Source organism: Pseudomonas sp. NY15435 (assembly GCF_048068295.1).
In the GTDB taxonomy this organism is placed as follows: Bacteria; Pseudomonadota; Gammaproteobacteria; order Pseudomonadales; family Pseudomonadaceae; genus Pseudomonas.
In genome coordinates, this window is record NZ_JBLUQA010000006.1 from 397,311 (window position 1) to 410,183 (window position 12,873).

The following is a 12,873-nucleotide window of genomic DNA, read 5'->3' on the forward strand; positions in this document are numbered from 1 at the left end:
CTGATGCCCGGGGATTCACCCGACGGAAGCTGGTGGTGCTGCGCCAGGACTGGATTCATAGTGCTTTGCACCCCACGACCGGCCCCATGAGGCGCCGGCGACAACAAAAACGAGGCGAGCCATGAGCAAGACCCTCCACCACCGTGCGTGCCACCTGTGCGAGGCCATCTGCGGCCTGACCATCGAGACCGAGGACGAGCGCATCCTGTCCATCAAGGGTGATGCCCAGGACAGTTTCAGCCGCGGCCACGTCTGTCCCAAGGCAGTAGCGCTGCAGGACATCCAGAACGACCCCGACCGCCTGCGCCAGCCGGTGCGCCGCGTCGGCAGCGAATGGCAGCCGATCGGTTGGGATGAGGCTTTCGAGCTGGTCGCCACCCGCCTGGCGGAGATTCGTGAGCGCCACGGCAACAACGCGGTGGCGGTGTACCAGGGCAATCCCAGCGTGCACAACTATGGCCTGATGACCCATAGCAACTACTTCCTCGGCCAGTTGAAGACCCGTAATCGCTACTCGGCGACCTCGGTGGACCAGCTGCCGCATCACCTGGTCAGCCAGCAGATGTTCGGCCATGGCCTGCTGATTCCGATTCCCGACATCGACCACACCGACTTCATGCTGATCCTGGGCGGCAACCCGCTGGCCTCCAACGGCAGCATCATGACCGTGCCGGATGTGGAGAAACGTCTGAAGGCGCTGAAGGCTCGCGGCGGCAAGCTGGTGGTGGTTGACCCACGCCGTACCGAGACGGCGGCAATTGCAGACCAGCATCTGTTCGTCCGCCCTGGTGAGGACGCCGCGTTGCTGCTGGGCATTCTCGATACGTTGCTCAGCGAAGGGCTGACCCGTGAAACGTCCCTGCCGGTGAGTGGCCTGGATGCAGTGCGCGAAGCACTGGCGCCGTTCAAGGTTGACGCCATGGCCGCGCGCTGTGGCGTGCCGGCTGATGAAATCCGCCAGCTGGCACGGGCGTTCGCCGCCGCCGACAAGGCCGTCTGCTACGGACGCATGGGCGTTTCGACGCAGGTCTTCGGCAGCCTGTGCCAGTGGCTGGTGCAACTGATCAACCTGGTCACCGGCAACCTCGATCGTGTCGGCGGCACGCTGTGCACCACGCCGGCCGTTGACCTGGTAGCGACCACCGCGGGTGGCGCGTTCAATCGCTGGCAGAGTCGCGTGTCCGGCCTGCCCGAGTACGGCGGCGAGCTGCCCGTGGCGGCGCTGGCCGAAGAGATGCTGACCGAAGGCGAAGGGCAGGTGCGCGCGTTGGTGACGGTGGCCGGCAACCCCGTGCTGTCCACGCCCAACGGCCGGCGCCTGGAACAGGCGCTGGACGGCCTGGAGTTCATGCTCAGCGTCGATCTGTACATCAACGAAACCACCCGCTACGCCGATCTGATCCTGCCGCCCACCGCACCGCTGGAGCACGACCACTACGACACGACCTTCAACGTCTTCGCGGTGCGCAATGTCACCCGTTTCAACGAGGCGATCCTGCCCAAGCCCGAGGGCGCGCTGCACGACTGGGAAATCTTCGTCGGCCTCGCCAAGGCCTACGCCGCGCGCCAGGGCGCCGAGCTCAAGCCGACTATGGCGCCGGAGCAGATGATCGAGATGGGCCTGCGCTTCGGCCCCTACGGTGATGCCAGCGAGCACAAGCTCAATCTGGCGCGGCTGCGCGAATACCCGCACGGGCTGGACCTGGGCCCGCTGCAGCCGAACCTGGCGCCGCGCCTGAAGACCGCCAGCCGCAGTATCGAGGCGGCGCCGGAGATATTCCTGAATGATCTGCGTCGCTTCGCCGATACCCAATCGCCGGCGGTTGACCAACTGCTGCTGATCGGGCGTCGCCACGTGCGCAGCAACAACTCGTGGATGCACAACTATCACCGCCTGGTGAAGGGCAAGCCGCGCCATCAGCTGCTCATGCACCCGCAGGACCTGGCCTCGCGCGGGTTGGCGGACGGGCAGAAGGTGCGGGTGCGTTCGCGAGTCGGCAGCATCGAAATCGAGGTGGCGGCCAGTGATGAAGTCATGGCCGGTGTGGTCAGCCTGCCCCACGGCTGGGGCCACGGGCGGCCGGGTGTGCAACTGTCCATCGCCCGCGAGCAGGGTGGCGCCAGTGCCAACGACCTGACCGACGAGCGCCATCTCGATGCGCTCTCCGGCAACACCGCGCTCAACGGCGTGCCGGTGGAGGTCGAGGCGGCCTGACAGGCTGTCGCAGGGTATTTGCAAAGCCGAGCGTTGCACTCGGCTTTGCAGTACAATGCGCCGTACCGTGCCGGCCTATGCCCCGAGAGGCGACTGCCGGGTCAGTGTCTGATAGTTAAGCCGAGGAAGTTCATGGATATCATCGATACCATCAAAGAGCAGATCTCCAGCAACCCTGTTCTGCTGTACATGAAGGGTTCGCCGAACGCTCCCCAGTGCGGTTTCTCGTCCCGCGCCGCGCAGGTGCTGATGGCTTGCGGCGAAAAATTCGCCTATGTCGACATCCTGCAGAACCCGGAAATCCGCGCCAACCTGCCCAAGTACGCCAACTGGCCGACCTTCCCGCAACTGTGGGTCGGTGGTGAACTGGTCGGCGGCAGCGATATCCTGGCCGAGATGTTCGAGAAGGGTGAGCTGCAACCGCTGATCAAGGACGCCGTGAGCAAGGCCAACGCCTGAGTCTTTCGTGCTGTTGCACAAAGCCCCGCCTTGGCGGGGCTTTGTTTTTGGGAAGAAATAAAAGATGACTGAACAGACGCGGGCCAACGCCGCGCGCTGGGCGTGCGGATACTGCTTCGCCATGGGCGGGATGGTCCATGGCAGCGTGATGGGGCGGGTGCCTGCCCTCAAGAGCATGACCGGGGTGGACGAGCAGCAACTGGGCCAGGCCCTGCTGGGCGCGGGCTTTGGCGCGCTGCTGGCGTTCGCTTTTGCCGGCGCGCTGGTGCGCCGCTACGGCAGCCGGGCGATCACCGTGCTTTCGGGGCTGGCGCTGATGGCGACCTTTCCCCTGCTCGGGCTGGCGCAGGACGTCTGGGTCCTGGCAGCGGGCTTCCTCGCTGTCGGCCTGACCTTCGCGACCATGGATGTGGCGATGAACACCCAGGCGGTTGAAGTCGAACGGCGCCTCGGCCGCCCGTGCATCTCCAGCCTGCACGGCATGTACAGCCTGGGCGGGTTGGTCGGTGCTGTCGGAGCAGCGGCTTTCGCCGACCTGGCGCCGATCTGGCACTTCAGCCTGCTGGCGCTGATCGCCGTGGCGATCCTGCCGCTGTTTGCCCGTCATCTGTTCGAGGGCCGTCCGGAGCCCATGGAGGAGGAGGCGCCAGCCCAGCGTGGCTGGCGCCTGCCGCCACCGGCACTGATCGGCCTGGGTCTGCTGACGCTCTGTGCGTTCGTTTCCGAAGGAGCGGTCGCCGACTGGGGGGCTTTGCTGTTGCACCAGGTATTGGGCGCGTCCGAACGCCTGGCAGCACTGGGCTTCGCGGCATTCTCCGCGACCATGGTGCTGGGCCGGTTGTTCGGTGATCGCCTGCGCGTGCGCTTCGCTGACGAGGCGCTAGTGCGCAGCCTGGCGCTGCTGGCCATTGCGGGCATGCTGTTGGCGTTGTTCAGCCCGTGGATAGGCGGGTCGATCGCTGGTTTTGCGCTAGTGGGCGCCGGACTGTCGGTGGTGGTGCCGATCCTGATCGGCGCGGCGGGTAACCGGCCGGGTGTCGAGCCTTCGCGCGGCGTGGCGGCAGTGGCGTCGTTCGGCTATGGCGGCTTGCTGATGGGCCCGCCGTTGATCGGCTTCCTCGCCGAACACGTGGGCTTGCGCCTGTCGCTGCTGGTGGTGATCGGGTTGTGCGCGGGCCTGGTGTTCAAGGCCGGGCTGGTGCGTCGTCCGCCCAAGGCGAATGTCTAGAAGGGAAGGGCACCGGCGTCCACAACTGCGCCGGTGCCTTGTTTCTGATCAGTCGTCTTCGTGCATGTGCGACTGCAGGTAGTTCTCCAGGCCGACTTTCTGGATCAGGCCCAGCTGGGTTTCCAGGTAGTCGATATGCTCTTCCTCGGACTCGAGGATGTCCTTGAGCAGGTCGCGGCTGACGTAGTCATGCACGCTTTCGCAATGCACGATGGCGTCGCGCAGGTCCTTGCAGGCCTTGAGCTCCAGGTTCAGGTCGCACTGCAGCATTTCCTGGGTGTTCTCGCCAATCAGCAGCTTGCCCAGGTCCTGCAGGTTGGGCAGGCCTTCGAGGAACAGGATGCGTTCGATGAGCTTGTCGGCGTGCTTCATCTCATCGATGGACTCGTGGTACTCGTGCGCGCCGAGGCGCTTCAGGCCCCAGTCGTTCCACATGCGCGAGTGCAGGAAATACTGGTTGATGGCGATCAGCTCGTTGCCGAGGATCTTGTTCAGATGCTGGATGACTTTCTTGTCGCCTTTCATGCCGGGGTCCTGCCGTGTGGAGTGGGAGAGATTGAAATTCTCGCGCCCTTATAACCATCTGTCAAACATAAGTCCTTGAATTTGTTATAAAAAGGAATATGAATGCGAATGTTTTCATTCCGCAACTGGGCGCTAAATCACTGAATTGCGGGCATAAAAAAACCGGGCCATGGCCCGGTTTCTTCGGAATTGCTGCTGAACTGATCAGCGGTATTTTTCTCAGCCTGCCGCATAGGCCAGGTTGTAGTTCATCGCCTGGGCGCTTTGCAGCTCGCCGAGGGTATCGCGAACCACCTGTTTGGCCAGGCAGGCGCACTTGCCACATTGAGTGCCGACACCGGTGCACTCGCGCACTTCGCGATAGTTGCAGGCGCCGTCGTAGATCGCATCGCGGATCTGGGTATCGGTAACACCGTTGCAGAGGCAGACGTACATGGTTGCACTACAGTCGCTGTGGGGTTGTTGGAAGCGATACTAATAATAATGAGAATGATTGTCAAAAGTTGCCGGGGTCTCATTTCGACGGTCCGATAAATGGTCAATCGGTTCAGTGAGTTAGCCCCGAGTCCGCGCAGATGTAGGTGTTGCGGGTGGGGTGTATGATGGCTGCCCCACTGGAGTGACGGGCCCTCAAGCACGGCAGTTTCGACCGGGCGCAGCCGCCACTCCCAGCGCCTCACCATTAAGGAGAATCAAATGAGCGTACTCGTAGGTAAGAAAGCTCCCGATTTCAACGTGGCCGCCGTACTGGGCACTGGCGAGATCGTCGACAGCTTCGTGTTGTCCGAAGCCATCAAGGGCAAGTACGGGCTGGTGTTCTTCTACCCGCTGGACTTCACCTTCGTCTGCCCCTCCGAGCTGATCGCCCTGGACCACCGCATCCCCGACTTCCAGGCGCGCAACGTCGAGGTGATCGGCGTTTCCATCGACTCCCACTTCACCCACAACGCCTGGCGCAATACCCCGGTGGACAAGGGCGGCATCGGTCCGGTCAAGTACACTCTGGCGGCCGACATCACCCACGAGATCTGCAAGGCCTATGACGTGGAGTCCGAAGGCGGCGTGGCTTTCCGCGGTGCATTCCTGATCGACAAGAACGGCGTGGTGCGCTCGCAGATCGTCAACGACCTGCCGCTGGGCCGCAACATGGACGAGCTGCTGCGTCTGGTCGATGCCCTGCAGTTCACCGAGGAGCACGGCGAAGTCTGCCCGGCCAACTGGAAGAAGGGCGACAAGGGCATGGCCGCCTCGCCTGAAGGCGTCGCCGCCTATCTGGCCGAGCACGCCGGCAAGCTGTAAGGCTGTCCGGTGATGAAAGAGCCCCGCTTCGGCGGGGCTTTTTCATGGGCGCGCAGGATTGCTTTTCGTAGGAGCGAGCTTGCTCGCGAACAAGGGATCAGGTGTGCATAGCGGCCAGGTCTGACGTTCACCGGGCGGTGGTTCGCGAGCAAGCTCGCTCCTACAGGAAGCCGGCAAGCCCTGCGTGCAGGAAAGAAAAAGCCCCGCCTGAGCGGGGCTTTGTCATGGGATCAGGAAGAGAGGATCAGTCCTCGTCTTCCATCCAGCCGCCGAATTCCTTCCAGCGGTTGACGATGCCGCAGAACAGCTCCGCGGTCTTCTCGGTGTCGTAGCGCGCCGAGTGGGCCTCGCGGTTGTCGAATTCGATGCCGGCGGTCTGGCAGGCCTTGGCCAGTACGGTCTGACCGTAGGCGAGGCCGGCAAGGGTCGCGGTGTCGAAACTGGAGAACGGGTGGAACGGGTTGCGCTTCACGCCGCTGCGGTTGACCGCCGCGTTGAGGAAGCCGAGGTCGAAGCTGCTGTTGTGCCCGACCAGGATCGCCCGCTTGCAGCCATTGGACTTCAGCGACTTGCGAATGCCGCGGAAGATCTCGGTCAGCGCCTGTTCTTCCGGTACCGCCATGCGCAGCGGATGGTCCAGCTTGATGCCGGTGAACTCCAGCGCAGCCTGCTCGATGTTGGCGCCTTCGAAAGGCTCCACGCGGAAGAAGTAGGTGTGCTCGGGGAACAGGTAGCCGCTCTCATCCATGCCGATAGTGACGGCGGCGATTTCCAGCAGGGCGTCGGTGCCGGCGTTGAAACCGCCGGTCTCAACGTCCACCACGACCGGCAGGTAGCCACGGAAACGGCGCGCCATCGGGTGGCGCGGGCCGGGCGGGAAGGAACCGTCGAGTTCTCCTTCGAAGATTTCGTTCTCGTCACTCATGCCTCGGTCTCCAGCAGGCGCCAGCGCAGTTTTTCACCGGCGCGCAGCGGGACCACGTCGAAGTCGCCGAAGGGCAGGGATGCCGGTGCTTCCCATTCTTCGCGGACCAGGGTGATGCGGTCGCTGTTGCGCGGCAGGCCATAGAAGTCGGGGCCGTGCAGGCTGGCGAAGCCTTCCAGCTTGTCCAGCGCCTTGCGCTGCTCGAAGGCTTCGGCGTACAGCTCGATGGCGGCGTAGGCGGTGTAGCAGCCGGCGCAGCCGCAGGCCGCTTCCTTGGCGTGGCGCGCGTGGGGGGCCGAGTCGGTGCCGAGGAAGAACTTCGGGCTGCCGCTCACTGCTGCATCCAGCAGGGCTTCCTGGTGGGTATTGCGCTTGAGGATCGGCAGGCAATAGAAGTGCGGGCGGATGCCGCCGACCAGCATGTGGTTGCGGTTGTAGAGCAGGTGGTGGGCGGTGATGGTGGCGCCGACGTTAGCCGGGGCGGCCTTGACGAAGGCGGCGGCATCGCCGGTGGTGATGTGCTCGAAGACCACCTTGAGGGTCGGGAAACGCTCGACCACGCGGGTCAGGTGCTCATCGATGAAGCGCTTCTCGCGGTCGAACACGTCGACTTCGGCACGGGTCACCTCGCCGTGCACCAGCAGCGGCAGGCCGACTTCGGCCATGGCTTCAAGCACGTGGAAGATGTTGTCGACGCTGGTCACGCCAGAATCGGAGTTGGTGGTGGCGCCGGCCGGGTACAGCTTGGCGGCGTGCACGAAGCCCGAGGCCTTGGCAGCGCGGACTTCCTCTGCGCTGGTGCGGTCGGTGAGGTACAGCACCATCAGCGGCTCGAAGCGGCTGCCGGCCGGACGGGCAGCCAGGATGCGCTGGCGGTAGGCGTCGGCTTCGGCGGCGTTGCGTACCGGCGGAACCAGGTTCGGCATGATGATGGCGCGGCCGAAGGTGCGGGCGGCGTCGCCGACGGTTTGCGCGAGTGCGGCGCCGTCGCGCAGGTGGATGTGCCAGTCGTCGGGGCGCAGGAGTGTCAGGCGGTCGGACATGCGGATTCCAGGGGTGCGGTTGCAGCGGGAAGAGGGTGAAATGCTACCGGAAAAGCCCGCCGCCGGCACTCGCTATCAAGTTTTGCCGAGGCCGACCGATAGAATCTGGGACGCCTATTTACCTGTGTGGATGCCACCGTGCGCCAGCCATCTCTACTTCTCCTCACTCTTTGTGCGAGCCTTCCGGCCTGGGCGCTGACCTTTCAGACGCGCATGGAAAGTGCGCAATGGACGGTAGAGGGCGACCAGTTCGAGTGCCGGTTGTCGCAGAGTGTGGCCGGTTTTGGCCTGGGCGAGTTCGTCTGGCGCGCCGGTGAGCAGCCAACCTTCCGCCTCAAACCGCAGACGGGCTGGCTGGGCAGTGGCTCGGCGACCTTGCTGGCGGCCGCGCCACCGTGGCGGCCGGGGCAGGGTGACCTGAACCTGGGGTCTGTGCAGGTGGGTGCGGGCGATGTTCCGTTCAACAGTACGCAGCAGCAGGCCGGGCGCTTGCTCGGCGGTCTGCTGGAGGGCCGCGCGCCGGAAGTGCGCCACCGCACGCGCACCGGCGAGACCCTGCTGGTGCGGCTGATGCCGACGCGTTTCGCGGATGGTTACACGAAGTTCCAGGACTGTTCGACGAAGATGCTTCCGGTCAACTTCGACCAGGTGCGCCAGAGCCAGGTCGGCTTCCCGGACGGCGGCACCGAGGTCGACCCGTTGGGCCGCGCCAAACTGGACATCATCCTGCAGTACATGAAGGCCGACCCGACGGTGAATCGCATCGAACTGGACGGTCACTCCGACAACACCGGCAACCGCCTGGCCAACCGTGAAGCCTCGCGCCGACGCGCCATCGCCGTGATGGAGTACCTCAAGGCCAACGGCGTGGCGGAAGCGCAGATCACCGTGCGTTTCTATGGCGAGCGTTACCCCTTGGTGAAGAACAACTCCGCCGCCAACCGCGCGAAGAACCGCCGGGTGACGGTGAACCTGTCCCGCGAGGCGGTGGCTGAGCAGCCGGCTGTTGAGGCTCCGCCTGCACCTGCCGCAACCGCTCCCACCGCACCGACTCCCGCCGCCAACGCTCCTGCGCAGGGCGCGCCCGCGACGCCTGCCGCCAGCGCCTCCAATCCGCCTGCCACGCCGCCCGCAGTACCCAAGGGTTAAGCCGCGGCGTCGGGTCGCACCGACGATAGTATTTGTCGCTTTGTCGTCAAAAGCTGTCGCCCCTCTGTAAATTATTCCGAGCGGACAGTAGAATCGGTCCCTTTCGTGACAACCCCCGTGGAGTTGAGTGGCATGGCGGACGTGAAGAAGGTAGTCCTGGCGTATTCCGGTGGCCTGGACACCTCCGTAATTCTGAAGTGGCTGCAGGATACCTATAACTGTGAAGTGGTGACCTTCACCGCCGACCTGGGTCAGGGCGAGGAGGTCGAACCGGCCCGCGCCAAGGCCAAGCAGATGGGCGTGAAAGAGGTCTTCATCGAGGACCTGCGAGAAGAGTTCGTCCGCGACTTCGTGTTCCCGATGTTCCGCGCCAACACTGTCTACGAAGGCGAGTACCTGCTGGGTACTTCCATCGCCCGTCCGCTGATCGCCAAGCGCCTGATCGAGATTGCCAACGCCACTGGCGCTGATGCCATCTCCCACGGCGCCACCGGCAAGGGCAACGACCAGGTTCGCTTCGAACTGGGCGCCTATGCGCTCAAGCCGGGCGTGAAAGTGATTGCTCCCTGGCGCGAGTGGGACCTGCTGTCCCGCGAGAAGCTGATGGACTACGCCGAAGCCCACAACATCCCGATCGAGCGCCACGGCAAGAAGAAATCGCCGTACTCCATGGATGCCAACCTGCTGCACATCTCCTATGAAGGCGGCGTGCTGGAAGACACCTGGACCGAGCACGAAGAGGACATGTGGAAGTGGACCGTCTCCCCGGAGAAGGCCCCTGACACCGCGACCTACATCGAGCTGACCTACCGCAAGGGTGACATCGTCGCCATCGACGGCAAGGACATGAGTCCGGCCCAGGTCCTGACCGAGCTGAACCGCATCGGCGGCGCCAACGGCATCGGCCGTCTCGACATCGTCGAGAACCGTTATGTCGGCATGAAGTCCCGCGGCTGCTACGAGACCCCCGGCGGCACCATCATGCTCAAGGCGCACCGTGCCATCGAGTCGATCACCCTGGACCGCGAAGTCGCTCACCTGAAGGACGAGCTGATGCCGCGCTACGCCAAGCTGATCTACACCGGCTACTGGTGGAGCCCGGAGCGCGAGATGCTCCAGCAGATGATCGATGCCTCCCAGGAACACGTGAATGGCGTCGTGCGCCTGAAACTGTACAAGGGCAACGTCATCGTGGTCGGCCGCAAGTCCGACGACTCGCTGTTCGATGCCAACATCGCGACCTTCGAGGAAGACGGCGGCGCCTACAACCAGGCCGATGCCGCTGGCTTCATCAAGCTCAACGCGCTGCGCATGCGTATCGCCGCGAACAAGGGCCGCAAGCTGTTCTAAGCGGACCTTGCAGGAGCAAGCTTGCTCGCGAAGCTTTTGCTTTTTGCGCGGTTCGCGAGCAAGCTCGCTCCTACGAAAAGAACAACAATCCCCGGCCACGAGCCGGGGTTTGTGTTTATAAGCCCGCACTCCGGGCACCTGATGAGGAAAGAATCGATGAGACTGCTGCATACCATGCTGCGCGTCGGCGACATGGACAAATCCATCGCCTTCTATACCGAAGTCCTGGGCATGACCTTGCTGCGCCGCAAGGATTATCCGGACGGCCAGTTCACCCTGGCGTTCGTTGGCTACGGCAACGAGGACGACAATAGCGTCATCGAGCTGACCTACAACTGGGGTGTGGACAAATACGAGCTGGGCACCGGCTACGGCCACATCGCCCTGGAAGTGGCCGACGTCTACAAGGCCTGCGAGGACATCCGTTCGCGCGGCGGCAAGATCACCCGCGAGCCGGGCCCGATGAAGCACGGCACCAGCATCCTGGCCTTCGTCGAAGACCCGGACGGCTACAAGATCGAGCTGCTGAGTCCGCAGCGCAAGGACTGATCCGTCGACCGTCGTCGAAGCGTCCTTGGAAAACCCCGCCCACACCGGCGGGGTTTTTCTTTTCCGGCTGTCATCAGAAAGTCACTGCAGCGTTCATACTCAAGAGGCATCGACGTCGGACGCGTCGATTGCGGAAGCAGTTTCCGCCATTCGCTTGTCACAGTCAGAAGGAGCGCGCTGCGGGCCGGAGAATCCCCGCCGCGACGCTCCCGGCAATGACGGCCGAATGGACGGCCGCATCGATTTATCGGAAGGCCCGCGCCACGGCGCCCGGCTTCCATCGTCAAGGAATACAGCATGTCCCCAAGACCGGTAAACAATGCCTCGGTCAGCCCCAAGGGCAGCCTCGAAACCCTCTCCCAACGTGAAGTCCACCAGCTCAGCGAAGCGGGCTCCGGCAGTACCTACAAGCTCTTCCGCCAGTGTGCCCTGGCCATCCTCAACACCGGCACGCAGATCGACAACGCCAAGCACATCCTCGACGCCTACCGCGACTTCGAGCTGGAAATCCACCAGCAGGACCGCGGCGTGCGCCTGGAACTGTTCAACGCGCCGGCCGACGCCTTCGTCGACGGCGAGATGATCGCCAGCACCCGCGAAATGCTGTTCAGTGCCCTGCGCGACATCGTCTACACCCAGAATGCCCTGAACAGCCGGCGCTTCGGCCTGGACAGCTCGGCCGGCATCACCGACTACGTCTTCCACCTGCTGCGCAACGCCCGCGCGCTGCATGCCGGTGTGGAGCCGAAGATTGTCGTCTGCTGGGGTGGCCACTCCATCAGCACCAACGAGTACAAGTACACCAAGAAAGTCGGCCACGAACTGGGCCTGCGCAGCCTGGATGTCTGCACTGGCTGCGGCCCGGGCGTGATGAAGGGCCCGATGAAGGGCGCCACCATCGGCCACGCCAAGCAGCGCATCACCGACGGCCGCTACCTGGGCCTGACCGAGCCGGGCATCATCGCCGCCGAGGCGCCGAACCCGATCGTCAACGAACTGGTGATCCTGCCGGACATCGAGAAGCGCCTGGAGGCTTTCGTCCGTGTCGGCCACGGCATCATCGTGTTCCCCGGCGGCGTCGGCACGGCGGAGGAGTTCCTCTACCTGCTGGGCATCCTCATGCACCCGGATAACCAGGACATGCCGTTCCCCCTGGTGCTCACCGGCCCGCGCAGCGCGGCGGCGTACATCGAGCAACTGCACGCCTTCGTCGGTGCGACCCTGGGCGAGGCGGCGCAGAAACGCTACCGCATCATCATTGACGACCCGGCGGAAGTGGCGCGGGAAATGAGCACTGGCCTCAAGCGAGTCAAGCAGTTCCGCCGCGAGCGCAACGACGCCTACCACTTCAACTGGCTGCTGAAGATCGACGAGGGCTTCCAGCGCCCGTTCGAGCCGACCCACGAGAACATGGCCGGCCTCGACCTGGGGCGCGACGTACCGCCTCATGAACTGGCGGCGAACCTGCGGCGGGCGTTCTCCGGCATCGTTGCCGGCAACGTGAAGGATCGCGGCATCCGTATGATCGAGGAGTTTGGCCCCTACGAAATCCACGGCGACGCGGCCATCATGGAGCCGCTGGATGCGCTGCTGCAGGCCTTCGTCGAGCAGCACCGGATGAAGTTGCCGGGCGGCGCGGCGTACGAGCCTTGTTACCGGGTGGTGCAGCGCTCCGCAGTGGCGGTGTGAACCTGTAGGAGCGAGCTTGCTCGCGAACACTTCCCGGCGACTCTGATGCTGGGTGGTTCGTGAGCAAGGGCTAGGCCCCCCCCCCCTCGGTCCTACGAAGAGCGCAAAACAAAAAGCCCCGCCAGGATGCGGGGCTTTTTCATGTGGGACTTACATTAAGGAGAAGGCTTACAGATCGAAATCGTAGTCGGACAGTTGGCGCTGCAGGCGACGCTCTTCCAGGTAATTATCGATGATGCGGCGCTTGGTCAGGTTGGTCTTGGCGACCTCTGCCGTGGCTTCTGCGCCGTCATCGCTGTCGTCTGTGCTGACATCGTCCTCGAGTTCGAGGTCTTCTTTGTCGTTTGCCATTCGGTGCACTCCACAACACGGGGTGTGTTGGCGCCCCTTATATCGACAAAGGCGTGGGCGGTAAAAAAGATTTTTTCAATCGGCCTGAAGG

13 protein-coding genes are annotated in these 12,873 nt (G+C 63.9%); 8 read left to right on the plus strand and 5 right to left on the minus strand.

The window, feature by feature from the left end:
- Nucleotides 1–121 precede the first annotated feature (121 nt).
- From ACNFH5_RS17215 to ACNFH5_RS17225, 3 genes are all read left to right on the plus strand, one after another.
- Complete coding sequence (locus tag ACNFH5_RS17215; RefSeq protein ID WP_416747944.1) at nucleotides 122–2,215, plus strand: molybdopterin oxidoreductase family protein; 2,094 nt, start codon at nucleotides 122–124, stop codon at nucleotides 2,213–2,215.
- Between the two features lie 132 nt (nucleotides 2,216–2,347).
- Nucleotides 2,348–2,674, plus strand: coding sequence for a Grx4 family monothiol glutaredoxin (gene grxD, locus ACNFH5_RS17220; protein ID WP_017521010.1), 327 nt, complete (start codon nucleotides 2,348–2,350; stop codon nucleotides 2,672–2,674).
- Nucleotides 2,675–2,738: 64 nt separating this feature from the next.
- A complete protein-coding gene (locus ACNFH5_RS17225; protein ID WP_416747947.1) occupies nucleotides 2,739–3,902 on the plus strand; it encodes an MFS transporter in 1,164 nt (387 codons plus the stop codon).
- A gap of 48 nt (nucleotides 3,903–3,950) precedes the next feature.
- On the opposite strand, the gene bfrB is transcribed toward ACNFH5_RS17225, so the two are convergent.
- Entirely contained in the window at nucleotides 3,951–4,427 is a 477-nt protein-coding gene (bfrB, locus tag ACNFH5_RS17230; RefSeq protein WP_017521012.1) for a bacterioferritin BfrB, read from the minus strand.
- Between the two features lie 219 nt (nucleotides 4,428–4,646).
- Nucleotides 4,647–4,862 carry a bacterioferritin-associated ferredoxin gene (locus ACNFH5_RS17235; RefSeq protein WP_081517708.1) on the minus strand — a complete coding sequence of 72 codons (216 nt, stop codon included), beginning with the start codon at nucleotides 4,860–4,862 and terminating at the stop codon, nucleotides 4,647–4,649.
- 261 nt (nucleotides 4,863–5,123) lie between these two features.
- On the opposite strand from ACNFH5_RS17235, the gene ACNFH5_RS17240 reads away from it, so the two are divergent.
- Nucleotides 5,124–5,726 carry a peroxiredoxin gene (locus ACNFH5_RS17240; RefSeq protein WP_416747949.1) on the plus strand — a complete coding sequence of 201 codons (603 nt, stop codon included), beginning with the start codon at nucleotides 5,124–5,126 and terminating at the stop codon, nucleotides 5,724–5,726.
- 244 nt (nucleotides 5,727–5,970) lie between these two features.
- On the opposite strand, the gene rnt is transcribed toward ACNFH5_RS17240, so the two are convergent.
- Both rnt and pyrC read right to left on the minus strand, forming a co-directional pair.
- On the minus strand, nucleotides 5,971–6,651 hold the full coding sequence (rnt, locus tag ACNFH5_RS17245; protein WP_416747951.1) for a ribonuclease T: 681 nt from the start codon (nucleotides 6,649–6,651) through the stop codon (nucleotides 5,971–5,973).
- On the minus strand, nucleotides 6,648–7,694 hold the full coding sequence (pyrC, locus tag ACNFH5_RS17250; RefSeq protein WP_416747953.1) for a dihydroorotase: 1,047 nt from the start codon (nucleotides 7,692–7,694) through the stop codon (nucleotides 6,648–6,650). Before pyrC ends, rnt begins: the two co-directional genes overlap by 4 nt.
- Nucleotides 7,695–7,832: 138 nt before the next feature.
- Here pyrC and ACNFH5_RS17255 point away from each other — a divergent pair, with 138 nt between their 5' ends.
- The 4 genes from ACNFH5_RS17255 (at nucleotide 7,833) to ppnN (ending at nucleotide 12,431) form a co-directional block, all read left to right on the plus strand.
- Nucleotides 7,833–8,843, plus strand: coding sequence for a flagellar protein MotY (locus ACNFH5_RS17255; RefSeq protein ID WP_416747955.1), 1,011 nt, complete (start codon nucleotides 7,833–7,835; stop codon nucleotides 8,841–8,843).
- A 132-nt stretch (nucleotides 8,844–8,975) separates the two neighbouring features.
- On the plus strand, nucleotides 8,976–10,193 hold the full coding sequence (locus tag ACNFH5_RS17260) for an argininosuccinate synthase (RefSeq protein WP_045209837.1): 1,218 nt from the start codon (nucleotides 8,976–8,978) through the stop codon (nucleotides 10,191–10,193).
- 156 nt (nucleotides 10,194–10,349) lie between these two features.
- Entirely contained in the window at nucleotides 10,350–10,742 is a 393-nt protein-coding gene (gloA, locus tag ACNFH5_RS17265) for a lactoylglutathione lyase (RefSeq protein ID WP_017521018.1), read from the plus strand.
- Nucleotides 10,743–11,039: 297 nt separating this feature from the next.
- Nucleotides 11,040–12,431, plus strand: a complete 1,392-nt coding sequence (ppnN, locus tag ACNFH5_RS17270) for a nucleotide 5'-monophosphate nucleosidase PpnN (RefSeq protein WP_416747958.1) — start codon at nucleotides 11,040–11,042, stop codon at nucleotides 12,429–12,431.
- 168 nt (nucleotides 12,432–12,599) lie between these two features.
- Here ppnN and ACNFH5_RS17275 read toward each other — a convergent pair whose 3' ends face one another.
- Entirely contained in the window at nucleotides 12,600–12,782 is a 183-nt protein-coding gene (locus ACNFH5_RS17275; RefSeq protein ID WP_017521020.1) for a PA3496 family putative envelope integrity protein, read from the minus strand.
- Nucleotides 12,783–12,873: the final 91 nt, after the last annotated feature.